We start from the raw sequence: 23,140 nt of genomic DNA on the forward strand, positions 1-23,140 counted from the left end.
GGCTGAGCGCGAGGCACTCGCTATAATCACGGACCGGACGTCATTTTACCGACGCCGCTCTCTTTTGCCCAAGGCCGCCGCGCGGCGTCGCGACGGCGGGCGGCGCCGCTCGTGTCGTCAGGCGCGTCGTTGGTTGTTTTTGTCGTTTCCTGTTGCTTCCCGTCGTTGCCCGGTTGCCATTCCGATGTCCCAATCCGCTCTTGCCGCTCCCGCCGTCGCGTCCCTCATGGGCGGCTATCCGCTGAAGGCCCACAACACGTTCGGCTTCGACGTGCGCGCGCAGTTAGCGTGCCTGGTCGAGCGTGAGGAACAGTTGCTCGCCGCGGTGCGCGATCCGCGCGTCGAGGGCCTGCCGCGCCTCGTGCTGGGCGGTGGCAGCAACGTCATGCTGACCGGCGACTTCGCCGGGCTCGTGCTGCTGGTGGCGCTGCGCGGGCGCCGCGTGGTGCGCGAGGATCAGGATGCGTGGTATGTCGAGGCGGCCAGCGGCGAGCCGTGGCACGAGTTCGTCGCGTGGACGTTGGCGCAGGGCATGCCCGGCCTCGAGAATCTCGCGCTGATTCCTGGCACGGTCGGCGCGGCCGCCAATCCAGAACATCGGCGCGTACGGGCTCGAAATGTGCGAACGCTTCGCGTCGCTGCGGGCGATCGAGCTCGCGACCGGCGAGGCCGTCGAACTCGACGGCGATGCGTGCCGGTTCGGCTACCGCGACAGCTTTTTCAAGCGGGAAGGGCGCGAGCGCTTCGTGATTACGTCGGTGACGTTCCGTTTGCCGAAGGCGTGGCAGCCGCGCGCGGGCTACGCGGATCTCGCGCGCGAGCTGGCGGCGCGCGGTCATGCGGCGAGCGCTGGCCAAGCCGACGGTGCGGCCATGCAGCCGACCGCGCAAGCCATTTTCGATGCGGTCGTCGCCGTTCGGCGTGCGAAGCTGCCCGATCCGCTTGAACTGGGCAACGCGGGGAGCTTCTTCAAGAATCCGGTAATCGATGCCGCCCAGTTCGAGGCGCTGAAGCGTCGCGAGCCGGAAGTCGTGTCGTATGTGCAAGCGGATGGGCGGGTGAAGCTGGCGGCCGGCTGGCTGATCGACCGATGCGGCTGGAAGGGCCGCGCGATGGGCGCGGCGGCCGTGCATGAGCGGCAGGCGCTGGTGCTGGTGAATCGCGGTGGCGCGAGCGGCACGGAAGTGTTGGCGCTGGCACGGGCGATCCAGCACGACGTGTTCGAGCGATTTGGCGTGGAACTGGAGGCGGAGCCAGTTTGCCTGTGAGCGGCAGTTCTCTCTTTTCGCGCTGAGTTGCCCCGCGGAGCGTCGCCGCCGACGAATGCAAAAGGCGCCGGGAGTTTTCTCCCGGCGCCTTTTTTGTGCCCGCGGTTCCGGCGGGTGTATGGACCCGCGGCTCGCTTAGTGATTGAGCTTGCCGAGCAGCAGGTATTCCATCAACGCCTTCTGCACGTGCAGACGGTTTTCCGCCTCATCCCACACGACGCTCTGCGGTCCGTCGATCACTTCCGCGCTGACTTCTTCGCCGCGATGCGCGGGCAGGCAGTGCATGAAGAGCGCGTCGGGATTCGCGCGCGCCATCATGTCGGCGTCGACGCACCAGTCCGCGAAGGCCTTCTTGCGCGCTTCGTTCTCGGCCTCGAAGCCCATGCTGGTCCAAACGTCGGTGGTGACGAGATCGGCGCCCGTGCAGGCTTCGTTCGGGTCGTCGAATTCCTCGTAGAACGACGCGCTTTCCGCCGCGACGAGCGCGCGGTCGAGCTTGTAGCCGGGCGGCGTGGACAGGCGCAGCCTGAACCCGAGAATCTGCGCGGCTTCGATCCACGTATACAGCATGTTATTCGCGTCGCCGACCCACGCGACCGTCTTGTCGCGAATTGGACCGCGATGCTCGAAGTACGTGAAGATGTCTGCGAGCACCTGACACGGGTGGTATTCGTTCGTGAGCCCGTTGATCACCGGCACGCGCGAATTCTCGGCGAAGCGCTGGATGATGTCCTGGCCGAACGTGCGGATCATGATGATGTCGACCATACGCGAGATGACCTGCGCGGCGTCTTCGATCGGCTCGCCGCGACCGAGCTGCGTGTCGCGCGTGCTCATGAACACGGCGTGGCCGCCCAACTGGAAGATGCCGGCTTCGAACGACAGGCGCGTGCGTGTCGAATTCTTTTCGAAGATCATCGCCAGCGTGCGGTCATGCAGCGGGTGATAGGTCTCGTAGTTCTTGAATTTGCGTTTCAGGATGCGCGCGCGCTCCAGCACGTACTCGTAGTCTTCCAGCGAGAAGTCCTTGAACTGCAGGTAGTGGCGAATTTTCTTGGCGGTCATGAAACAAATACGGCGGTCTCACCCGGCAGGGTTGCCGGACTGCGCCGCCGTCGGTTTGGTGGTAACCCAATGCAGCATAAAGGATTTCGCCTCGTTTGACGAGTCGGCGGGAAGGCGCCGCAAGCGATTCGAAAGCGTCGTATCGGGCTTCGCGGGGGGCATCGGAAGGCGCTTGTGTGCGCTGCGGAAAAGGGCCCGCTGCGCTATAATCTACGGGTTATCCCAAAGCCCAGCAGGCCGGCGTTTCGCATGAAGAAACGCGGCTCGCGCGGTGCGGAAAGCCTGTCACGGGGTGGCCGTCATGACAGACGCCAGAGCGGTTCAGCCGGTTCGCCGCAGCGGTTCTCGTGGTGCGGTTCGTCATTGTTGCGTTAGCGCCAGATCCCACGCACGTCGCAGGTGGCTGCAAGCGCTTGCCGTACATGCCGCTTGCGGTGAATTCGAGCGTACAACTGGCGTCTCCGGTTGGTCGTCATTCCGCTGGGCAGTCACACAGGTATTTCTACATGGCCGAAGCAGCTCCAATCGAATATTTCATTCAGGGCATTACGTCGACCGGAAAAAAATTTCGGCCGAGCGACTGGTCGGAGCGGCTCGCGGGCGTCATGTCGTCGTTCGGGCCTGGCGTGAGGAAGGGGCCGAACGCCTATATGCAGTACTCGCTGTACGTGCGGCCGATCATGATCGGCGACCTCAAATGCGTGATTCTCGATTCGCGGCTGCGCGACATCGAACCAATGGCCTTCGATTTCGTTATGAACTTCGCGAAAGACAACGACCTGCTGGTGACCGAGGCGTGTGAACTGGAACTCGAGCATGCGCCTGCGCCGCAAGCCAAACGGCACGTCATCTGATGTCAGTCGGCCGGATTGGCAAAAGCAAAAAAACAAAAACCCGCAAGCAGCGGGTTTTTTTGTGGCTGGCAGTTCAACCAAAACAAAAAAGCCCGCCAAAGCGGGCTTCTTGTGCAGCGGAAACAGGAGGTAGCCCGCCGAAGCGGGCCGACCGGAATTACTGCGCTGCGGGCGCTTGCAGACCCTTGAGGGCTGCAGCGAGGCGGCTCTTGTTGCGAGCTGCCTTGTTCTTGTGAACGATGTTCTTGTCGGCGATGATGTCGATGGTCTTCGACGATGCCTTGAAGATTTCGGCGGCCTTAGCGTGATCGCCTGCGTCGATTGCCTTGCGGACAGCCTTGATAGCCGTGCGGAACTTCGAGCGCAGTGCCGAGTTGTGCGAGTTTGCCTTCGCGGCCTGGCGGGCGCGCTTGCGTGCTTGTGCGGAGTTAGCCATGACGGTTCCTTATCCTGTTCCTGTTTCCAGTACCCGGCCTTCAAAGATGAGGCGAGGTGCTGCTTCTCGATCCGAACCCTTGGAAGCGATTGCCCAAGGGCGCAAAAGTGTCGAAAAAATCGATCGAACTACGCGAAGGCGGGCCCGTGTTTCGAGGCGTCCGGATGTATTGACAGGCGGTGCGCCAACCTGAGAACCGCGTCCGAAGACCATTCGAAAACTGAGCAAGCTTCGAAACCAACAATTATAGCAACAAAATCAGGCACGTGACAACGGAAAACACGCGCCGGCGCCACGATGACCGGAGCGGCGTCAGGTCGGGGCGTATGTGCTGGCCCTCCTGCGAGGGCGCCGATGGAAGGTGGGGGCGCTGACGGGAAGACCGCAGAAAACACAAAAAATCGCGCTTTCCAGCCGATCGCGGCGAACGTCCGCGTGGCAAATCGGTCCGAATCGCGTTCTGGCTCGTCGCCCGCATTGGCGGGACCCGTATAATAAGCGCCCCATGAATCTATTACGAGCCCTGCTGACGGTCAGCGGCTTCACGCTGCTGTCGCGCGTGACCGGACTGGCCCGTGAAACGCTGATCGCCCGTGCGTTCGGCGCCAGTCAATACACCGACGCTTTCTACGTCGCCTTTCGCATTCCGAACCTGCTGCGCCGCATTTCCGCCGAAGGCGCGTTCTCGCAGGCCTTCGTGCCGATCCTCGCGGAGTTCAAGAACCAGCAAGGCCACGACGCCACCAAGGCGCTCGTCGACGCGACCTCGACCGTGCTCGCGTGGGCGCTCGCCGTGCTGTCAGTGATCGGCGTGGTCGGCGCGTCGGGCGTCGTGTTCGTCGTCGCGTCGGGCCTCGCGCATGAGGGCCACGCGTACCAGCTCGCGGTTGCGATGACGCGCATCATGTTCCCCTACATCATTTTCATCTCGCTGACGTCGCTGGCGTCGGGCGTGCTGAATACGTACAAGAACTTTTCGTTGCCCGCGTTCGCGCCCGTGCTGCTGAACGTCGCGTTCATCGTCTCCGCCGTATTCCTCGCGCCGCGCCTGCAAACGCCGGTCTATGCGCTCGCCTGGGCAGTGATCGTCGGCGGCGTGCTGCAATTCGTCGTGCAGCTGCCGGGCCTCAAGAAGATCGACATGGTGCCGCTCATCGGCCTGAACCCGCTGCGCGCGCTCGCGCATCGCGGCGTAAAGCGGGTGCTCGCGAAAATGGTGCCGGCGATGTTCGCGGTGTCGGTCGCGCAGATCAGCCTGATCATCAACACTAACATCGCGTCGCACATCGGCCCCGGCGCGGTGTCGTGGATCAACTACGCCGACCGGCTGATGGAGTTTCCGACCGCGCTGCTCGGCGTCGCGCTGGGCACGATCCTGCTGCCGAGCCTGTCGAAGGCGCACGTCGATGCCGACCCGCATGAGTATTCGTCGCTGCTCGACTGGGGACTGCGCGTCACGTTCCTGCTCGCCGCGCCGAGCGCGATCGCGCTATTCTTTTTCGCCCAGCCGCTGACAGCGGTGCTCTTCAACTACGGCAAGTTCGACGGCAATGCGGTCGTGATGGTGAGCCGCGCGCTCGCCGCCTACGGAGTCGGCCTGATCGGCCTGATCCTCATCAAGATCCTCGCGCCGGGCTTTTACGCGAAGCAAGACATCAAGACGCCAGTGAAGATCGGCATCGGCGTGCTGGTCGTCACGCAGCTGAGCAACTACGTGTTCGTGCCGGTATTCGCGCATGCGGGTCTCACGCTGAGCGTCGGGCTCGGCGCTTGCGTCAATGCGTTGCTGCTATTCATTGGTCTGCGCAAACGTGGCATTTATATGCCGTCGAGCGGCTGGCTCAAGTTTTTCGTGCAGTTGCTCGGAGCGTGCCTCGTGCTCGCCGGCGTGATGCGTTGGCTCGCGATCAGCTTCGACTGGATCGGCATGCATACCCAGCCGGTCAGCCGCATGGTGTTGCTCGGTGCGTGTCTCGTGCTGTTCGCCGCGCTGTATTTCGGTATGCTTTGGCTGATGGGCTTCAAGTACGCGTATTTCAAAAGGCGAGTGAAGTGATCACCATGTCGCGGGTTCTCGATTATTTCAGTACGCTCGTCGCCGAAGACGAGAGCCTGCCGCTGACCGAGACGGCGCTCTCGATCGCGCAGGATGCCTATCCCGACCTCGATCTACAGTCGGTGCTCGCGGAGATCGACGAACTGGTGCTGCGGTTGCGGCGCCGCATGGCCGACGATGCCGACATCCGTCAGAAGGTTGGCATCCTCAATCGTTTCTTTTTCCGCGAACTCGGTTTCGCGAGCAATCTGAACGATTACTACGACCCCGACAACAGCCATCTGAACGTCGTACTCAAACGTCGCCGCGGCATTCCGATTTCGCTCGCGGTGCTCTATCTGGAGATGGCCGAGCAATTTGGCGTTCCGGTGCGTGGGGTGTCGTTTCCAGGCCACTTCCTGCTGCGCGTGACGACGCCCGACGGCGACGTGATGCTCGATCCGACCACCGGTCATTCGCTGTCCGAAACGCAGATGGTCGAGATGCTCGAGCCGTACGTCGCGTCGGCTGGCGATTCGGTCGGGCGCGCGCTACGCATGCTGCTGCAACCGGCCACGCGTCGCGAGATCGTCGCGCGGATGTTGCGCAACCTGAAGGCGATCTACCTTCAGACCGAGCGTTGGCAACGTCTGCTCGCGGTGCAGCAACGGCTCGTCATTCTGCTGCCGGACAATATCGAGGAAGTGCGGGATCGCGGTTTCGCGTATGCGCGGCTCGATTATCTGCGGCCCGCGCTCGAGGACCTCGAAAGCTATCTCGGCGATCGCCCCGATGCGGAAGATGCCACCGTGGTCGAGTCGCAGTTGCATGAATTGCGGCAGCGCACGCGGCATGATGGCGGCGAATAGTGACGCGCGTTTTCACGCTGGGTAAAACACAAACGCCTGCACATGTCGCACATGTACAGGCGGTTTTTTATCGCCGTATGCGGGCCTTGGCCATGCATCGGCGACCAGATCGAGCGCTAAGCGATCCTCACTTCGGCTGCATGCGGATCGCGCCGTCCAGCCGGATCACCTCGCCGTTCAGCATCGGATTGTCGAAGATCTGCTTGGCGAGCATCGCGTATTCGGCCGGTTTGCCGAGGCGTGGCGGGAACGGCACCATGGCACCGAGCGCGTCCTGCACTTCCTGCGGCATGCCGAGCAGCATCGGCGTTTCGAAGAGGCCGGGGGCGATCGTCATCACGCGGATCGCGTTGCGCGACAGGTCTCGCGCGATCGGCAGCGTCATACCGACCACGCCAGCCTTCGACGCGGAGTAGGCCGCCTGGCCGATCTGGCCGTCGAACGCGGCGACCGATGCGGTGTTGATGATCACGCCGCGCTCGCCGTTGGCGTTCGGCTCGTTCTTCGACATTTGCACCGCGGCGAGCCGGATCATGTTGAACGTGCCGATCAGATTGATCGAGATCGTGCGCGTGAACAGATCGAGCGAATGAGGGCCATCCTTGCCGACGGTCTTCGCGGCCGGCGCGACGCCCGCGCAGTTGACGAGACCGCGCAACGCGCCGAGCTTCGTCGCGGCTTCGACGGCCTGTTGCGCGTCCTTTTCCCGGCTCACGTCGCATTTGACGAAAACGCCGCCAAGTTCCTTTGCGAGCGCCTCGCCCGCGTCCAGATTCAGGTCGGCGAGGACGACTTTGCCGCCGTTCTCGACGAGCAGGCGCGCGGTGGCAGCGCCAAGCCCTGATGCACCGCCGGTGATCAGGAACACGTTGTCACGAATTTCCATGTCTTCTCCTTTGCTACGGTTGTTCAGTGCGGTCTCGAGCGAAGCATTTTTCGACGATCGATTGTAGCGGCTGTGCTGCGCTGCGGAAAGCGAAGCGGGCGGCGGCATGCGAGCGCTATGGAACACTAACTAGTTCCGCTGAGCGTTCCCCGCCGCTTGCCGCTTTTAGTTTGCGCACCGAGCCAAATAAAAAAACCCGCCCAACGTGGGCGGGTTTTGGTCAAACGAAAACAGCGGTAATGTTTGGACCAAGCCGGCTTACTTCAGCGCGTCGAACGCGCGGGCGCGAATTTCATCGACGCTGCCGAGGCCCGAAATGCGGCGATATTGGGGCGCCTTCACTGAGTTCGACGTATCTCCGTTCTTCGCCCAGCCGTTGTAGTACTCGATCAGCGGCTTGGTTTGCGATTCGTACACTGCCAGACGCTTCTTGACCGTTTCTTCCTTGTCGTCGTCGCGCTGGATCAGCGGCTCGCCGGTCACGTCGTCGATGCCCTCGACCTTCGGCGGATTGAACGTCACGTGATAGGTGCGGCCCGACGCGGGGTGCGAGCGGCGGCCGCTCATGCGCACGATGATCTCGTCGAACGGCACGTCGATTTCGAGCACGTAGTCGATCGCGACACCGGCCTGCTTCATTGCTTCGGCTTGCGGAATCGTGCGCGGGAAGCCGTCGAACAGATAGCCGTTCGCGCAGTCCGGCTGCTGCAGACGTTCCTTCACGAGGTTGATGATCAGCTCATCCGTGACGAGCTCGCCGGCGTCCATGAAGCGCTTTGCTTCGAGGCCGAGCGGCGTGCCAGCCTTGACGGCCGCGCGCAGCATGTCGCCGGTCGAAATTTGCGGGATGCCGAACTTTTCCTTGATGAAGTTGGCCTGAGTGCCTTTGCCGGCACCCGGTGCACCCAACAGGATCAAACGCATGGATATCTCCAGATCTATGTGAATTCTTGTTGACGCGGCATGCCTCCCGGCGATTCTCGCAGGTTCCGCATCGGCTACCGTTGGCTACCTCGCGCTGCACGTCGAATACGACGGCGCTGCAAGATCCGCACGGCGCGACCGGGATAACCCGAGTGTCGCCTGCGCTGGGAGACGCGCATAACCGTTCGATTATGCCACGGCTTCCCGCGCTCAAGACCCGAATAAGGCCCGTACGCGCGCGAGATCGGCGGGGGTATCGACCCCCGGCAACGGTACGTCTTGCGTGACGAGAACCGCGATGCGCTCGCCATGCCACATCGCGCGCAGCTGTTCGAGCGCTTCGACCTGCTCGATCGGCGAGATCGCGAGGTTCGGGTACGTGCGCAGAAATTTCACGCGATACGCGTACAGGCCGATGTGCCGGTATACGACGGCGGGCGCGGGCGGCGTCGGCATCGACGCGACGTTGGGCCAGTGCGGTTGCCATGCGTCGCGCGCCCACGGGATCGGCGCGCGCGAGAAATACAGCGCGACGCCGCGCGCATCCGGCACGACCTTGACGACGTTCGGATTGAAAATTTCGGCGGAATCGGTGATCGGATGCGCGGCCGTCGCGATCGCGCAGTCGCTCGTCGTTGCCAGATGCGCGGCGACGCCGCGCACGAGCGCCGGGTCGATCAGCGGCTCGTCGCCCTGCACGTTGACGACGATCGTGTCGTCGCTCCAGCCGAAACGTGTTGCCACTTCCGCGAGACGATCGGTGCCCGACGGATGGTCGGCGCGCGTGAGTACCGCGTCGAAGCCGTGGTCTCGCGCCGCGTCGAGCACTTCCTGCGCGTCCGACGCGACCAGCACCTGCTGCGCGCCCGATTCGCGCGCGCGCTCCGCGACGCGCACGACCATCGGTTTGCCGCCGATGTCCGCGAGCGGCTTGTTGGGCAGCCGGGTCGACGCGAGGCGGGCCGGCACGACGGCGATAAACGGATGAGGGATGGTGTGGATCATCGGATCAGGAAGGGCGGCGATCAGGCCGGAGGAAGAGGCTGCGCGCGCGACGCGCACGCAGGGTCGGCGAAAACGGCCGCGGATCGATTTTGGAACGCATGCGGGAAGGGGCGTTGGCATTGATGAAGCCTGCCTTGACCCGCGCGCGCGAGACGTCGCGGCACCTCGGTGCCGCGACGCGCCGGGTCAGGCGACCGAGCCTGGATTCAGATCGACCGGCGTGCCTTCGACGGTCTGCCTCGCTTCGTCGACGAGCATCACGGGAATGCCGTCGCGGATCGGATAGGCGAGCTTGTCCGCGTTGCAGATCAGTTCCTGCGCGGCGCGGTCGTAGCTGAGCGGGCCCTTGCAGATCGGGCAGACGAGGATTTCAAGCAGGCGAGCGTCCACGGACTTTCTCCACAACTAATGCAGTGAGGCGGTGATCAAGCGCGGCTTCGACCGGGACTACCCAGATGCGCGCGTCGTGCCAGGCCCCCAATTTTACCGCATCCTTTTCCGTAATCAGGATCGCGTCGGCGTCGACGTCGGTGAACGGATTGCGCTCGAACGCGTAGTGGTCGGGCAGCGCGCGCGTCGTGGGCGCGAGGCCGGCCGCGCGCACTGTGGCGAAAAAGCGTTCCGGCGCGCCGATGCCGGCCGCGGCCAGCACGCGTTGACCGGCGAATTGCGCAAGCGGGCGGCGCAGTGCGGGATTGTCGAGATGCCACGCGTCGGCAGGGGCGAGCTGCAGTGCGAACGTGTTCGGCCACGCGGGCAGCGTGCGCGCATATGGATTGTTGATCAGCGTCGCGTCGCGGCGGCGCGACAGCGGCTCGCGCAGCGGCCCGGCCGGTAGCAGGAAACCGTTGCCGCCGAGCCGGTGATCGAACACGACGAGTTCGACATCGCGCGCGAGGCGATAGTGCTGCAAGCCGTCGTCGCTGACGATCACGTCGACGTCGCGATGCGCGGCGCACAACGCCTGCGCGGCGGCGACGCGGTCCGGACAGACCCACACAGGTGCGCCGGTGCGGCGCGCGATAAGCAACGGCTCGTCTCCGCCGACCCGTGCCGACGAACCGGGCGTGACCTGGGTCGGCGTGCTCACGCGCGCGCCGTAGCCGCGCGACACGATGCCGGGCGTTAAGCCCGCGGCGCGCAACGCTTCGACGAGCGCGATGACGGTCGGCGTCTTGCCGGTGCCCCCGACCGTCACGTTGCCGACCACCACCACCGGAACGCCGACGCGCACCGGTTTCAGCCAGCCGAGCGAAAACGCGGCGCGGCGCGCGGCCGCGACTGCGCCGAACACGCAGGCGAGCGGCGTCAGCGCCCAGGCGAGCGGCCCACGTTGCTGCCATTCGCGCGAGAGGCGCGCTCCGAGACGGTCGCTGAGTTCGCTCATGGGCGGGTTGCGAGCACGGACTGCGCGCCGTGCGCACTACGCGGGGTCAACATCAACGCGGTTCTCCGGGCAATCGAATGCGAATACGGGTCAAAAAATGAGGTGCGAGCGGCGCGCCGAAAGGGGCCCGCGCCCAGTGGCCTCGGGCCGGCAAGCTCTCCGCTGCGCTGCGCGGTCGACATGCCGTCGAACCCGGCACTGTAGCGCGCGGGCGTCCCGCCCGGCAAGTCGCGTAAGGTCCAACGCACGCCGCTCCACGCTATGTGCGGTTGCCCACAGTCTGTGGATAACTTTGTGGAGAACCTGCCGTCCGATCGTCCGGAAGGGCCATTCCGTGCGCTTTGGATCGCAGTACTTGCTCGCTATCCAGATCCAAACGCCATATAAATCAAGGCTCTGCCACGAATTTATTGACGCTGGCGGGCGTTCTGGCGGAATTCGTCAGGCGGTTCCCGCCATGTGGACACTTTTAACAATCCTGCGATTCCGGCTGGACGCCGCTCTTCGCTCGGTCTATCGTCTGTCCGGCCAGCGCTACTTATTCCTTGCATGAACCCCGAAAATCCTTTTGCTTCTGCGGCCACACCAGGCGGTGAGGTCGTCGTTCCCGTCTCCGCGCTCAATCGCGCGATCGGCACGATGCTCGAACGCTCGTTTCCACTCGTTTGGGTCGCGGGTGAAGTGTCGAACTTCACGCGCGCTGCGAGCGGCCATTGGTACTTCTCGATCAAGGACGCGCAGGCGCAGATGCGCTGCGTGATGTTCCGCGGTCGAGCTCAGTACGCCGAATTCACGCCGCGCGAAGGCGATCGCATCGAAGTGCGCGCCCTCGTCACGATGTACGAGCCGCGCGGCGAACTGCAACTTAACGTCGAAGCGGTGCGCCGCACCGGCCAGGGGCGTCTGTACGAAGCGTTTCTGCGGTTGAAGGCGCAACTCGAGGCCGAGGGGCTGTTCGCCGCCGAGCGCAAGCGCGCGCTGCCGACGCATCCTCGCGCGATCGGTATCGTCACGTCGTTGCAGGCGGCCGCATTGCGCGACGTGCTGACGACGCTGTCGCGTCGCGCGCCGCATATTCCGGTGATCGTTTATCCGGCGCCGGTGCAGGGCGCGGGCGTCAGCGCGAAGCTCGCGGCGATGGTCGAGGCGGCTGGCGCGCGCCGCGAGGTCGACGTGCTGATCGTGTGTCGCGGCGGCGGCTCGATCGAAGATCTGTGGGCGTTCAACGAAGAAGTGCTCGCGCGCGCGATTGCGGAAAGCGTCATACCCGTGGTGAGCGGCGTCGGTCACGAGACCGATTTCACGATTGCCGATTTCGCCGCCGATGTACGCGCACCGACGCCGACCGGTGCCGCCGAACTCGTCAGTCCACAGCGCGTCATGCTGCTGCGCGAACTTGATCATCGGCACGCGACGCTTGCGCGCGCGTTCGGCCGCATGATGGAGCGGCGCGCGCAGCAACTCGACTGGCTGGCGCGCCGGCTCGTGTCGCCCGCCGAGCGGCTCGCTCGGCAGCGCACGCATCTGCAGCAGTTGCGCGTTCGGCTCGCGTCGGCGGGCGCCCGGCCGGTGCGCGACGCTCGTGCGCGATTTTCGCTGCTGCAGATGCGTTGGCAACGCTGGCGTCCGGATCTCGCGGCCGAGCGCACGCGCGTCAACCTGCTGGCGCAGCGTCTGAATGCGGCCCTATCGCGCCAGCATGAACGACAGGTCGCGCGCATCGACATGCTCAGCGCGCGACTCGAAGTGCTGAGTCCACAGCGCACGCTCGAGCGCGGTTATGCGGCCGTGCTCGATGCGCAAAGCGGTCGGGCGATTCGCACGCCGTCGTCGCTGAAACCTGGACGTCGTCTGACGATGCATCTCGCCGAAGGCTCGGCCGATGTCGCGCTCGCCGACGTGCAGGCGCGTCTGACCGACGGTTTCTGACGTTTCGCCGGTGGGCGCGTTACGTCCGCTTACTGTCTTCCGACGAGCCGGGCACGCGCCATGCGCGCCCTTCTCAAGGGCCTTGCGCACGGCGTGTTCGACATGCCGGACATAAAGGCCGTTGGTTTGCGGGGTTATTCCAACTCGCCTACAATCGAGTGCTCGATAGCGTCATCCGCAGACTCCCCACAACAGATACAGAGAAGGAAAGCACCATGGAACATACGCTCCCGCCGCTGCCGTTTGCGAAAAACGCGCTCGCTCCGCACATGTCGGAAGAGACGCTCGAATTTCACTATGGCAAGCATCACCAGACCTATGTGACCAACCTGAACAATCTGATCAAGGGCACGGAGTTCGAAAACCTGTCGCTGGAAGAGATCGTCAAGAAGTCGTCGGGCGGTATCTTCAACAATTCGGCTCAGGTGTGGAATCACACGTTCTTCTGGAACAGCCTGTCGCCGCAAGGTGGCGGCGCACCGACTGGGGCGCTGGCTGACGCCATCAACGCGAAGTGGGGTTCGTTCGACAAGTTCAAGGAAGAGTTTGCGAAGACCGCGGTCGGCACGTTCGGCTCGGGCTGGGCATGGCTCGTGAAGAAGGCTGACGGTTCGCTCGACCTCGTGTCGACGAGCAACGCCGCCACGCCGCTCACCACCGACGCGAAGGCTCTGCTGACGATCGACGTGTGGGAGCACGCTTACTACATCGACTATCGCAATGCGCGTCCGAAGTTTGTCGAAGCGTACTGGAACATCGTCAACTGGGACTTCGCAGCGAAAAACTTCGCTTGAGATTGCCGGTTGCAGCTCGCCGTCTGATGTCGTGATCCTTGCGGTCACGATTGAAGATGGTAGCCAGAGAAGAAAGCCCTCCATCGCGAGGGCTTTTTCTTTCCGGAGGCGATTGGAAGGGGAGGGATTGGTATTGCTTATCACGGACGGATGCCCTTCTTACGCTCGTCTGAAAGAAGTTTGTCACAGTTGGTAACTGCGGTTTCGCGGGGCGCGGCGCTAAGAGAAATTGCCCCGCGGCTAATCGTTGGGGGCCAGAATTCGTGGACATCCGTCGATGCCAATGAGCCCGGTCCCCGCCCGTCGACTTCGCCGAACTGGCGGGGGGCGGGCGCTGGCGGCGGATGGTTCATGGACTGGAATCTGCGCGGTCGCGGCGCTCGGGAAGGTCGTCGTGCCCGGTTGCTGGAGTACGACGTTCGGCGCGGCCGGCGTCGATGGGGCGAACCCGGGCGCGCTGCAGGCGACGCAAGCCCCTGCGGCGGCGAGAATGAGCCGGTTTCAAAGAGGCGTTCTTCGTGTGGTCGATTGGGTTGGGCGGCGGAGATCGTTTGACGCGAGTGCAGGCCGCGCTTCTTGTCAATCGATGCCAGCTCATCTACAAGCATTACTTGATATAACGTACCAATCGCCGCAGCGACTCGCAGCAAGATCGAGGCCAGCCAGCCGGGCAAAAAAACTTTCTGTAACTGAGCCGTAACCACGGAATTTCGCGATTAGCCTAACGTTTGAATTCCAATCCTCCGAAGTGCACCGCCATGATTTCCAGCAATAAAACGATTAGCCTGGCGATTCCCGCCGCCGTCATCGCGCTCGCGTTAGGCGGTTGCGCAGTGGCGCCACCGAGCGGCCCGAGCATAGCCGCGATGCCGCGCAGCGGCGAGCCGCTCAGCCAGTTCCAGCAGAACGACTACGCGTGCCGCGACTACGCGAATCAATCGACGAATCCGTCCGGCGCTGCGCAGGCGGCCACCACGAACAGCGTGAACAGCGCGGCGCTCGGCACGCTCGGCGGCGCGGCGATCGGCGCGCTGTTCGGCGCCGCGGCGGGCAACGCCGGCGCGGGCGCGGCGATCGGCGCCGGCAGCGGTCTGCTGATCGGGGGCGCGAACGGCGCGAATGGCGCCCAGTATTCGGCGGCCGGCATGCAGGCGCGCTACGACACCGCCTACGCCCAGTGCATGACCTCGAAGGGCGAGACGATCGTTCAGCCGCAGCCCTACTATTCGACGCAACCGGTGTACGTCGCGCCCCGTCCTTATTACGCGCCGCCTCCGCCCGTCATGTATGGGCCTTATCCGGCTTACTGAGCGGTGATAGCTGAGGCCGGCCGGCTTGCTTGTCTTGCATTGTCGGCCGGTACTGCGTTTCAAGTCCGAAGGACGGTCGGGCGGTAGCTTTTTAGTGACGATCGTCGAATCCGTGCCGCTACTTATTCCGCGCTGTCGGTTGACGCCGCTTTGCGCGGGCGACGGCTCCGGGACGCCGATTTACGGGCTGCCTTCCTGACGGCCTCAGACCCTTCTTCCGAGTTGATGGCTGGGGCAGGGGGCTCGGCCGGCGCTGCGATCTCAGGTAGTTCCTCGATCGTGCGTGGCGTGCTTTTCTTCACTTTGTTCGCGGCCGTTTTGCGCGAGGCGCGCTTTTTGGCGCCTTGACGCAGCGCGGGTTGGTCGCTGTCGGTGGAATGGTCGGTTCCTTGGCCGCCGAAAACGACTTGTTCAGCGGCTGTATCCGCTTTCGCCGTTACAGCGCGAGCTTTGGACTCTTCAGCGATCGGTTCAGTGACGAACTCATGTGGGAGCGGCGCGTGCTCACGCGGTTCCTGCCGCTCGACCTCTTCGGCGGGTTCCGCGTGTTCGGTGAGAGCCGGAGCGTTAGCCGCATGCTGTTCATCAGCCGTTTCGTGGTGACCGCGCTTGCCGTGCGCGGCCTCCTGCAGACCCCGCCCCGGCTTGCGGTTGTTGCGCTCCTTGCGCCGCGACTTGTGCTTGCCGCCCGACTCGGACGCGGCCGCGTGCGCAGCCTGCGCTTCATACGAATGTTCGGCCGCCTGTTCAGCCGATACCGCTTCAGCCGACCCCGTTTCGTCAGACTCCGCAGCGGTTTCGCCGATGGTTTCACTTGCCGCTTCACTCGCGACGTTCACGGCCGTGCTTCGATAGACGTACGCGCCTGACTTTTCATCGCGGCCGAATTCGAGCAGCCCGCGCGCCTGCGCTTCTTCAAGCAGATTGCCGAAAGCACGAAACCCGTAATACGTCTCGTTGAAATCCGGTTTGCGCCGTTTGATCGCGTTCTTCAGCACGGAAGCCCAGATCTTGCCGCTGTCGCCACGTTCGGAAGCGAGCGCGTCGAATGTCTGCACCGCAATTTCAACGGCCTTGCTGCGGCGCTTCTCCAGATCTTCCTTGGGCGGAGCCTTCTCTTCACCAGGCGCACGTTTGGCTGCCTGCTGCGCGCTCTGCTGCTGACGCGACGATTCGGGCCTCGCGACTGCGCGCTGACTTTCGCGTACAAGATCGTCGTAAAAGAAGAACTCGTCGCAATTCGCAATCAGCAGATCCGAGGTGGACTGTTGCACACCGACGCCGATCACCTGTTTGGCGTTCTCGCGCAGCTTCGACACGAGCGGCGAGAAGTCCGAATCGCCACTGATGATGACGAACGTGTTGACGTGCGATTTCGTGTAACAAAGATCGAGCGCATCGACGACGAGCCGGATGTCGGCCGAATTCTTGCCCGATTGGCGCACGTGCGGAATTTCGATCAACTCGAAATTGGCCTCGTGCATCGCGCCTTTGAAGCTCTTGTAACGGTCCCAGTCGCAATACGCTTTCTTGACGACGATGCTGCCCTTCAGTAGCAGGCGCTCGAGCACCAGCTTGATGTCGAATTTGTCGTACTTCGCGTCGCGCACGCCAAGCGCGACATTCTCGAAGTCGCAGAACAGAGCCATGCTGACGTTTTCGTTGGATGACGCCATGTGTATCTCCATTGAAGCGGTCGTCGAAGTCGACGAATCGCGACATGATAGCGATTCCAGCGAAGGTGAGCAGCTTTTGTCGTGAGCTCGCACCGATCGGTAGGTGGGAATTTGCAGCAAGCGGTCCAACTGGTGGTCCAGCGCGCGGCTCGATGTCAGTTCCGTTACAGGGTGTCGCGACGGCCTGCGTTGTTCCATGTCGCGCGAGCTTCCAGCACGTCATCGATCAATCCGTATTCCCTCGCTTCGAGCGCCGACATGAAGTTGTCGCGGTCGGTATCGCGCGCGATTTCTTCGATGCTGCGTCCGGTGCGTTCGGCCATCATCGCATTGAGACGCGCTCGTACATACAGCACCTCCTTGGCCTGGATTTCGATGTCCGCCGCGGTGCCCTGACCGCCGCCCGACGGCTGGTGAATCATGATGCGCGCATTGGGTAGCGCATACCGTTTGCCGCGTTGACCCGCCGTGAGCAGAAAGGTGCCCATGCTCGCGGCAAAACCCGTGCACAAGGTAGAGACCTCCGGCTTGATGAACTGCATGGTGTCGTAAATGGCGAGGCCGTCGTACACAGAGCCGCCGGGCGAGTTGATGTAAAAAGAAATATCCTTGTCGGGATTCTCCGATTCGAGAAACAGCAATTGCGCGACGATCAGACTGGCTGACTGCTCGTTCACGGGCCCGACAAGAAAGACGATGCGCTCGCGCAGAAGGCGGGAGTAGATGTCATAGGCACGTTCGCCCCGGCCGGATTGTTCGATCACCGTGGGCACAAGGCCGAGGCCGGAGACAGACGGGTAACTGGAAGGCATGGATTCCTCGTTCAGATGGATGGCGCGGGCGTTCCGGGATACGCAGGCCGCCGCGGATCAGAAGCCGCCTGACATGCGCCGGTTGTTGCTCATTTGACGGAGCAGCCAATGGCGTTGTGACAGAAATTTTTTTGCGCCGCGCTGTCACATCACCGGTTGCCCACGCGTCAAGCTCAGGAATACCGAACATGACGCGCGCCTGAGCGATGCCACCGGTATGCAGCCGCTTTTTCACCACGCACCATTGGGAGGTCGACGCATGACGGAACAGGGAATCGACAAGGCATCCAGTTTCGAGGCCGCGCGCGCCCGTCTGCTGGCACTCGCATATCGGATGCTCGGCAGTCGCGCGGAGGCCGAAGACGTGGTACAGGATGTCTGGCTCAAATGGCACCTGGCCGATACGCAGGCGGTGCAAACGCCGGTCGCGTGGCTAACCACGCTTACCACGCGCACGGCGATCGACCGTCTGCGGCATGCACAGCGCGAGCGCGCGTCGCAAGTTAGCGGCTGGTTGCCGGAGCCGTGGCTCGACGAGGTCGCACCATCGGCGGAGGAGTTGGCGTTGCGAGCGGCAGATATGTCGTACGGCGTGATGCTGCTTCTCGAACATCTGAAGCCAGACGAACGTGCGGCGCTCGTCCTGCATGAAGCGTTCGAGTGTGGTTATGCAGAAATCGCCTCGATTCTCGAGCGCACGCCGGCCGCTTGCCGACAAATGGTTCATCGCGCCAAGGAGCGTCTGAGACGTGCGGGAGCGCCGTTGGAGCGTCCCGATCCGGCGGTGCATGGGCGAATCGTCGAGCGTTTGCGCGCGGCGCTCGAAGCGCAAGACCGGGCGGGCCTGCTACAGCTTTTCAGCGATGCGCCGCAACTGATCAGCGACGTACCTTTGTACGCTCCGCCCCCTCCGTTCCCCACAGCCAATCCGGCCCTTCTAGCACAAGGGCCAACGCCTGAAACCGAAGCGCAACGCGACCGCGAACCGGGTTCAGGTCCGAAGTGGATAGCCGTAGTCACATCGCTCGCGCAACAGGCGAGCCATGCCGAGGTGGTGTCGATGGCGGGTGCGGTGTGCATCGCACTGTTCTGCGACGGCGACATCGTCGCGCTAATCGACGTGTTGACGGATGGCAAAACGGAACTATCGGCGAAAATCGTCTCGCTGCGCATCCTGACCAGCGCCGCGCATCTGCAGGCGGCCAACCAGATGGTGGGCCGTGATGCGGTCACGGAACTGCTTGCCCGCATCAAGGACCATCCGGGGGCGTCAGTTACGGTGAGCCGCGACTTCCCAGTTGATGTCGACGCATAGCACCTGCGTACCATGCGATGTGTGCGCGGCAATCGAGGCGGTCACGCACAGATGCGCTTCGTTGATCGACAGATACGGCGGCGTCAGATGAACCCGCCCCGGTTGACGCATCGCCTGAATGAAGTACGGGCGGCGCTCCCAACTCGCGCCTTCGGAATGCAGCAGCGGGCTGAAGCGCTTTGCGCGTTGCGATGTGCGGCCCGGCGGCAACACGTTGTCGCCGATCTGCCGCCCCGAACCGTCCAAAACAAAGCAGCGCGCCGTTTCTCCGAGCGCGAGCAGAGGTGCGGTCGCCTGCGTGATCGATTCCCCGGCAACCAACTGCGCGGCGGTTGCCTCGAGCGCCGTGACATACGGCGCGAGCCGCGCGGATTGCGCTTTCTCTCGAGCGGCAACGCGTTCGCGCAGCGAAGCGGAGAGCGAATCCATCAGGCCAGCGGCAACTTGCGGCTTGACGGGTTCGACGCTCGGACCCGCGAAAAATGCGCCCTGGACGAAGTCGACATTGCATTCGAGCGCGATCAGCGCATCACGTTCGGTGCTCAGACCGCCCATCAGCACCAGTTGCCCAGACTCGTGCAACAGAGAGACGAGGCCCGGCAACACGCGTTCGATATGCGAGTGTTCACTCGCTTGCGCGAGGATGCAGCGGTCGAGCGTGACGATGTCCGGCCGCAGATTCCACACCCGGTCGATGTTCGAATGCTTGGCGCCAAAGCCGTCGAGCGCGATCAGGAAACCGGCCTTGCGCAGCGAATCGACGATTTCGGCGAAGCGCGTGGTTTCGCCGCCAGCCTGTTCGGATACTTCGAGCACCACGCGCTGCGGCGGCAGGCCCAGCGCCTTCAGGCTGGCAAGCAGCGCGTCGCCGTAGCTGGTGTCCATCAGTGCGGCCGGATGCAGGCTGAGGAAGAGCCATTCGTCGTGGCTGTCGAATGCGTTGAAGTTGCCGAGGTGCAGCGATTCGGCCAGCCGTCCGAGTTCCAGCAGATCGCCGCGTCGCGCGGCCTGCGTAAAGACTTCGTGCGAGGGCACTTGCCGCTCATGCTCGTCGTGCACGCGCAGCGACGCGTGATACCCGATCGCGCGCCGGTGCGATACCGAAAAGACCGGCTGAAACACGCTGAAAACGGTGTAGCCGCCATAGAGAACGGTACGCCGGGAGCCTTCGTCGCCCGCCATCGGGCGTGGTGGCTGGAAGCCGGGAGGATCGAGTTCGATCATGCTCATCGTGTCAGTCGTGTGGAAATGGCGGCGCTTGCTGGGCAAGGCAGGAGTTCGCGCGCGAAGAACAAGAGTTTACAGGATAGACGAGCAAGAACTATGCGCGTGCTCAAACAAAGCTCGAGCATCCACCAGCAATGCTCCGAGCAAAATCATTGCGCGCCCGCCGCGATACGAAGGCGATAACGCGCACTTCGCTGGTGCGGGACGCGCCCTGTTGCGGGTCGGCGACGCTGTGCAACAGTGCTGCGTGCGGCGCGCGCGGAGCGATGCCCGGAAATCCGTTCGCGACTGCACGAGGATGCGTCGTCCTGGCTCGTGCGGCTTTCAAGTTCGCTCCGAAGGATCGGTCTTTTTCGCGGGCGTGCGAATCTCCGGCGACAACTGCGCAAAGATCCATGACGAGCATGCGGTGATGATGCCGACACACAGGAACGTCGCATGAAACGCGGGCAGCGAATTGGCGCCGCTCACGCGTTGCATGATGCCGGTAAAGGTTGTCAGCAACGCACCGGCCACCGTCACGCCGAGACTCATCGAAAGCATCTGCACGAGCGAAAACAGGCTATTGCCGCTGCTGGCGCCGCCGGTGCCCAGGTCCTTCAACGTCAACGTGTTCATCGCGGTGAACTGCATCGAGTTCACGCCGCCGAAGAGCGCCAGTTGCACGAGCCGCAGCCACAGCGGCTGATGCGTGCTCGTGAGCGCGAAACTCGCCATCATCAGGCCGACCAGAATCGTGTTCGCCATCAGCACGTGCCGGTAGCTGTACTTCAGAATCAGCTTCGTCACGAGGCGCTTCGTCGCCATGCCCGCGGCCGCCACGGGCAGCATCATCAGCCCGGCTTCGAATGCGCTATAGCCGAGGCTCACCTGCAACAGCAGAGGAATCAGGTAGGGCATCGAGCCACTGCCGATCCGCGCGAACAGATTACCGAGCAGCCCAACGCTAAACGTGTGGATCTTGAACAGATCGAGCGGGAAGATCGGCGCAGGCTCGCGCACCGCGTGCAGCCCATACGCAACGAAGCACGCCATGCTCAGAATCAGCAGCACCAGCACCGTCGCATGTTGAATGCCGAACTCGGTGCGGCCATCGAGCGCGAACGAAATCGCCACCATGGCCACCACCAGCAACAGGTAGCCGCCAAGGTCGAATTTGCCCGTCTGTTCGTTGCGGCTATCCGGCATGAAGATAAACGTCGCGATGCAGCCCACGATGCCCACCGGCACGTTGATCAGAAAGATCCAGTGCCACGACGCGATCTTGACGAGCCAGCCGCCGAGCGTCGGTCCGATCAACGGTCCGATCAGCCCCGGAATCGCCACGAACGACAACGCCGGCAGATAGCGCTCAGCCGGAAAGGTTCGCAGCACCGCGAGCCGCCCAACCGGCAGAAGCATCGCGCCGCCCACGCCTTGCAGAACGCGGAAGAGCACCAGTTGGTTCAGCGTATGCGCGTTCGCGCACAGCAACGAGCCCACCGCGAACACGAGGATCGCACTGAAGAACACGCGCCGCGTGCCGAGTCTGTCGGCGAGCCAGCCGGACACGGGGATCATCACCGCCATCGTCAGCGAGTAGGCGATCACCACCGATTGCATGCGCAACGGCAGTTCGCCGAGGCTTGTCGCCATCGCGGGCAGCGCGGTGTTGACGATCGTTGAATCGAGCGTCTGCATGAAGAAGCCGGTGGCGACCAGCCACAGCATCACGGTCAGCGAGCGGGGCGAAGGACCCGAGGGGATATCGGGAGCGAGGGCGGGCGGAGGCGGCGTGGACATATGAGGCGGCTGGGCGCGCTCGGTCGGGCTGGGACTCGCTATTCTAGGGAAAAGCGGGTCCCAGCGCAGCCGGCAGCGCAGCGTTGCGCGGGTCTCGGCGCTGCGTCACGGCCGCGCTCCGCGCCGTGTTCACGCATCAGGCGGCAACTGCGCCGCCGCATGAAAAAACGCCTGCGCCCGTGGTTCGTTGCCAAACGCCACATGAATCCTGATCCACGGGCTCACCTCCCGGTTCGGCCTGAAGTGCTGTCCAGGCAGCACCGTCACTCCGAGGGGCTCGCCGCATTCGACGAGCCGCTCGGCGTCCGCGACATGCGGCACGCGTGCCCACACGAACTTGCCGCCCGCTGGTTCTTCGAAGATCTCCCAGCCGGCATCTTCGAGTGTCTGGACGGTCGAGCCGAGCGCGCCGCGCATCTGGCGGCGCAGTCGCTCCAGATATTTGCGATATGCGCCGCGCTCCAGCATCGACACCGCCACCGCTTCGGCAAAGCGCGAACAGCCGATGCTCGTCAGCATCTTGATGTCGACCAGGTCCTTGATGATCGCGTGACTCGCAACCACGCAGCCGATCCGTAGCGAAGACGACAGCGTTTTCGACAATCCGCCGATGTAGATCACCTGTTCGAGTTGGTCGAGGGTGGCCAGGCGGTCGGTGAGCTCGGTCTGAAAATCCGCGTAGATATCGTCCTCGATGATCTGGAAGCCATGCTCTCGCGCCATTTGCAGCAAACGGAATGCGACCTGCGGTGCGACCGTGGTGCCGGTCGGATTGTGGAACACGGTGTTGATGAGCAGCAACCTGGGCCGGTGCAGCTTCAGTTGCGCCTGCATCGCGTCGAGGTCGGGACCATTGCCGGTGCGTGGAATGCCGATCAGCTTCATGCCGTGCAGGCGCAACAGGCCGTACAGGTTGTAGTAACCGGGGTCCTCGACAAAGATCGTATCGCCTGGCTTGAGCATGTAGCGCACCAGCAGATCGAACGCCTGGCTCGCGCCATTGGTGATCAGAATCTGCGATGCGTCTGCCTGGATGCCCAACTGGCCAATCCGGCCGCGCAACTGTTCGCGCAAGACCGGGTTGCCGAGCGGCGTCGCGTACTCGACCATGCTAGCCGGATCGGTTCGCGACACGTGGCGGATCGCCTGCGCAATGCCATCGATGTCGCGCCAGCTTTCGGGGATGAAACCGGTGCTGAGCTTCAGCGTCTCGCCTGGAAAGTTGAATTGCTCGAGCAGATGGTCCGACTCGACATCGGCGCGGCGCGGGTCCGAAGTGCCTTGGCAGCGCATGTCTGTCGGTTGGCGATCGGCGACGTAAAAGCCGGAGCCGTGGCGCGAGTCGACATAGCCGAGCGACACCAACCGGTCGTATGCCTCGATCACCGGAAAGCGGCTTACGCCGAAGTCGGCGGCGAACTGGCGGATCGACGGCAGCTTTGAACCGGGATGTGCATTGCGCGAGCGGATCCATGCCGAGACGCTCGCGACGATCTGCTCGGTCAGCGGCACGCCGTTGTCCCGATCGAGCTGGATTTCGAGTTTCATACGCTTGCCTTCTGTCGC

The 23,140-nt window shown here is 63.5% G+C and carries 19 protein-coding genes and 1 pseudogene; 8 read left to right on the forward strand and 12 right to left on the reverse strand.

Translation table 11 applies throughout. The features are described from left to right. Positions 1-226 precede the first annotated feature (226 nt). Positions 227-1,268: pseudogene (murB, locus tag OKW45_RS16180) on the forward strand (UDP-N-acetylmuramate dehydrogenase). Positions 1,269-1,403: 135 nt separating this feature from the next. Here murB and argF read toward each other — a convergent pair. Next, positions 1,404-2,333 carry an ornithine carbamoyltransferase gene (argF, locus tag OKW45_RS16185; RefSeq protein WP_018421631.1) on the reverse strand — a complete coding sequence of 310 codons (930 nt, stop codon included), beginning with the start codon at positions 2,331-2,333 and terminating at the stop codon, positions 1,404-1,406. Between the two features lie 506 nt (positions 2,334-2,839). Between argF and OKW45_RS16190 the strand changes: the two genes are divergently transcribed. Next, the gene (locus OKW45_RS16190; RefSeq protein WP_018421630.1) at positions 2,840-3,187 is read left to right on the forward strand and encodes a DUF3579 domain-containing protein; all 348 of its coding nucleotides are present in this window, start codon (positions 2,840-2,842) and stop codon (positions 3,185-3,187) included. Positions 3,188-3,344: 157 nt separating this feature from the next. Here OKW45_RS16190 and rpsT read toward each other — a convergent pair whose 3' ends face one another. Beyond that, positions 3,345-3,623: a 30S ribosomal protein S20 gene (gene rpsT, locus OKW45_RS16195; protein ID WP_018421629.1), complete on the reverse strand. Its 279-nt coding sequence runs from the start codon at positions 3,621-3,623 to the stop codon at positions 3,345-3,347. 505 nt (positions 3,624-4,128) lie between these two features. On the opposite strand from rpsT, the gene murJ reads away from it, so the two are divergent. Together murJ and OKW45_RS16205 are read left to right on the forward strand one after the other, a co-directional pair. Continuing rightward, the gene (gene murJ, locus OKW45_RS16200; RefSeq protein WP_429469819.1) at positions 4,129-5,679 is read left to right on the forward strand and encodes a murein biosynthesis integral membrane protein MurJ; all 1,551 of its coding nucleotides are present in this window, start codon (positions 4,129-4,131) and stop codon (positions 5,677-5,679) included. Between the two features lie 5 nt (positions 5,680-5,684). Then, on the forward strand, positions 5,685-6,527 hold the full coding sequence (locus OKW45_RS16205) for a SirB1 family protein (protein WP_429473293.1): 843 nt from the start codon (positions 5,685-5,687) through the stop codon (positions 6,525-6,527). A 127-nt stretch (positions 6,528-6,654) separates the two neighbouring features. Here the strand turns inward: OKW45_RS16205 and OKW45_RS16210 are convergent, their stop codons facing one another. The 5 genes from OKW45_RS16210 to lpxK form a co-directional block, all read right to left on the reverse strand. Beyond that, positions 6,655-7,413 carry a 3-hydroxyacyl-CoA dehydrogenase gene (locus OKW45_RS16210; RefSeq protein WP_429469821.1) on the reverse strand — a complete coding sequence of 253 codons (759 nt, stop codon included), beginning with the start codon at positions 7,411-7,413 and terminating at the stop codon, positions 6,655-6,657. A 258-nt stretch (positions 7,414-7,671) separates the two neighbouring features. Continuing rightward, positions 7,672-8,337, reverse strand: coding sequence for an adenylate kinase (adk, locus tag OKW45_RS16215; RefSeq protein WP_018421625.1), 666 nt, complete (start codon positions 8,335-8,337; stop codon positions 7,672-7,674). Between the two features lie 210 nt (positions 8,338-8,547). Further along, positions 8,548-9,342, reverse strand: a complete 795-nt coding sequence (kdsB, locus tag OKW45_RS16220) for a 3-deoxy-manno-octulosonate cytidylyltransferase (RefSeq protein ID WP_429469823.1) — start codon at positions 9,340-9,342, stop codon at positions 8,548-8,550. 186 nt (positions 9,343-9,528) lie between these two features. Then, the gene (locus tag OKW45_RS16225) at positions 9,529-9,732 is read right to left on the reverse strand and encodes a Trm112 family protein (RefSeq protein WP_007180583.1); all 204 of its coding nucleotides are present in this window, start codon (positions 9,730-9,732) and stop codon (positions 9,529-9,531) included. Further along, positions 9,713-10,729, reverse strand: coding sequence for a tetraacyldisaccharide 4'-kinase (gene lpxK, locus OKW45_RS16230; protein WP_429469825.1), 1,017 nt, complete (start codon positions 10,727-10,729; stop codon positions 9,713-9,715). The genes OKW45_RS16225 and lpxK overlap by 20 nt, the downstream gene beginning before the upstream one ends. 549 nt (positions 10,730-11,278) lie before the next feature. Here lpxK and xseA point away from each other — a divergent pair. From xseA to OKW45_RS16245, 3 genes are all read left to right on the forward strand, one after another. Continuing rightward, complete coding sequence (xseA, locus tag OKW45_RS16235) at positions 11,279-12,658, forward strand: exodeoxyribonuclease VII large subunit (protein WP_018421622.1); 1,380 nt, start codon at positions 11,279-11,281, stop codon at positions 12,656-12,658. Between the two features lie 215 nt (positions 12,659-12,873). Beyond that, positions 12,874-13,452, forward strand: coding sequence for a superoxide dismutase [Fe] (sodB, locus tag OKW45_RS16240; RefSeq protein ID WP_013090345.1), 579 nt, complete (start codon positions 12,874-12,876; stop codon positions 13,450-13,452). Between the two features lie 758 nt (positions 13,453-14,210). Continuing rightward, positions 14,211-14,762 (forward strand): glycine zipper family protein, encoded by a 552-nt coding sequence (locus tag OKW45_RS16245; protein WP_018421621.1) that lies wholly within the window; start codon positions 14,211-14,213, stop codon positions 14,760-14,762. A 122-nt stretch (positions 14,763-14,884) separates the two neighbouring features. Here OKW45_RS16245 and OKW45_RS16250 read toward each other — a convergent pair whose 3' ends face one another. Both OKW45_RS16250 and clpP read right to left on the reverse strand, forming a co-directional pair. Continuing rightward, positions 14,885-16,438: an NYN domain-containing protein gene (locus OKW45_RS16250; protein ID WP_429469827.1), complete on the reverse strand. Its 1,554-nt coding sequence runs from the start codon at positions 16,436-16,438 to the stop codon at positions 14,885-14,887. Between the two features lie 164 nt (positions 16,439-16,602). Further along, a complete protein-coding gene (gene clpP, locus OKW45_RS16255; protein WP_018421618.1) occupies positions 16,603-17,250 on the reverse strand; it encodes an ATP-dependent Clp endopeptidase proteolytic subunit ClpP in 648 nt (215 codons plus the stop codon). Positions 17,251-17,509: 259 nt separating this feature from the next. On the opposite strand from clpP, the gene OKW45_RS16260 reads away from it, so the two are divergent. Next, positions 17,510-18,565, forward strand: coding sequence for a sigma-70 family RNA polymerase sigma factor (locus tag OKW45_RS16260; RefSeq protein WP_429469829.1), 1,056 nt, complete (start codon positions 17,510-17,512; stop codon positions 18,563-18,565). On the opposite strand, the gene OKW45_RS16265 is transcribed toward OKW45_RS16260, so the two are convergent. The 3 genes from OKW45_RS16265 to OKW45_RS16275 all read right to left on the reverse strand — a co-directional run bounded on the left by OKW45_RS16265 (position 18,521) and on the right by OKW45_RS16275 (position 23,122). After that, a complete protein-coding gene (locus tag OKW45_RS16265) occupies positions 18,521-19,795 on the reverse strand; it encodes an EAL domain-containing protein (RefSeq protein WP_429469831.1) in 1,275 nt (424 codons plus the stop codon). The two genes, OKW45_RS16260 and OKW45_RS16265, sit on opposite strands and share 45 nt — an antisense overlap. A 321-nt stretch (positions 19,796-20,116) precedes the next feature. Further along, the gene (gene mdtD / locus OKW45_RS16270; protein ID WP_429469833.1) at positions 20,117-21,574 is read right to left on the reverse strand and encodes a multidrug transporter subunit MdtD; all 1,458 of its coding nucleotides are present in this window, start codon (positions 21,572-21,574) and stop codon (positions 20,117-20,119) included. A 129-nt stretch (positions 21,575-21,703) separates the two neighbouring features. Beyond that, positions 21,704-23,122 carry an aminotransferase-like domain-containing protein gene (locus tag OKW45_RS16275; protein ID WP_018421614.1) on the reverse strand — a complete coding sequence of 473 codons (1,419 nt, stop codon included), beginning with the start codon at positions 23,120-23,122 and terminating at the stop codon, positions 21,704-21,706. Positions 23,123-23,140: the final 18 nt, after the last annotated feature.

The organism is Paraburkholderia lebeckiae (assembly GCF_050436225.1).
Lineage (GTDB): Bacteria > Pseudomonadota > Gammaproteobacteria > Burkholderiales > Burkholderiaceae > Paraburkholderia > Paraburkholderia tuberum.

Excerpts from the sequence above, each read along its gene's own strand:
- argF (WP_018421631.1), bottom strand. The coding sequence starts at position 2,333 with ATGACCGCCAAGAAAATTCGCCACTACCTGCAGTTCAAGGACTTCTCG.
- OKW45_RS16190 (WP_018421630.1), top strand. The coding sequence starts at position 2,840 with ATGGCCGAAGCAGCTCCAATCGAATATTTCATTCAGGGCATTACGTCG.
- rpsT (WP_018421629.1), bottom strand. The coding sequence starts at position 3,623 with ATGGCTAACTCCGCACAAGCACGCAAGCGCGCCCGCCAGGCCGCGAAG.
- murJ (WP_429469819.1), top strand. The coding sequence starts at position 4,129 with ATGAATCTATTACGAGCCCTGCTGACGGTCAGCGGCTTCACGCTGCTG.
- OKW45_RS16205 (WP_429473293.1), top strand. The coding sequence starts at position 5,685 with ATGTCGCGGGTTCTCGATTATTTCAGTACGCTCGTCGCCGAAGACGAG.
- OKW45_RS16210 (WP_429469821.1), bottom strand. The coding sequence starts at position 7,413 with ATGGAAATTCGTGACAACGTGTTCCTGATCACCGGCGGTGCATCAGGG.
- adk (WP_018421625.1), bottom strand. The coding sequence starts at position 8,337 with ATGCGTTTGATCCTGTTGGGTGCACCGGGTGCCGGCAAAGGCACTCAG.
- kdsB (WP_429469823.1), bottom strand. The coding sequence starts at position 9,342 with ATGATCCACACCATCCCTCATCCGTTTATCGCCGTCGTGCCGGCCCGC.
- lpxK (WP_429469825.1), bottom strand. The coding sequence starts at position 10,729 with ATGAGCGAACTCAGCGACCGTCTCGGAGCGCGCCTCTCGCGCGAATGG.
- xseA (WP_018421622.1), top strand. The coding sequence starts at position 11,279 with ATGAACCCCGAAAATCCTTTTGCTTCTGCGGCCACACCAGGCGGTGAG.
- sodB (WP_013090345.1), top strand. The coding sequence starts at position 12,874 with ATGGAACATACGCTCCCGCCGCTGCCGTTTGCGAAAAACGCGCTCGCT.
- OKW45_RS16245 (WP_018421621.1), top strand. The coding sequence starts at position 14,211 with ATGATTTCCAGCAATAAAACGATTAGCCTGGCGATTCCCGCCGCCGTC.
- OKW45_RS16250 (WP_429469827.1), bottom strand. The coding sequence starts at position 16,438 with ATGGCGTCATCCAACGAAAACGTCAGCATGGCTCTGTTCTGCGACTTC.
- clpP (WP_018421618.1), bottom strand. The coding sequence starts at position 17,250 with ATGCCTTCCAGTTACCCGTCTGTCTCCGGCCTCGGCCTTGTGCCCACG.
- OKW45_RS16260 (WP_429469829.1), top strand. The coding sequence starts at position 17,510 with ATGACGGAACAGGGAATCGACAAGGCATCCAGTTTCGAGGCCGCGCGC.
- OKW45_RS16265 (WP_429469831.1), bottom strand. The coding sequence starts at position 19,795 with ATGAGCATGATCGAACTCGATCCTCCCGGCTTCCAGCCACCACGCCCG.
- mdtD (WP_429469833.1), bottom strand. The coding sequence starts at position 21,574 with ATGTCCACGCCGCCTCCGCCCGCCCTCGCTCCCGATATCCCCTCGGGT.
- OKW45_RS16275 (WP_018421614.1), bottom strand. The coding sequence starts at position 23,122 with ATGAAACTCGAAATCCAGCTCGATCGGGACAACGGCGTGCCGCTGACC.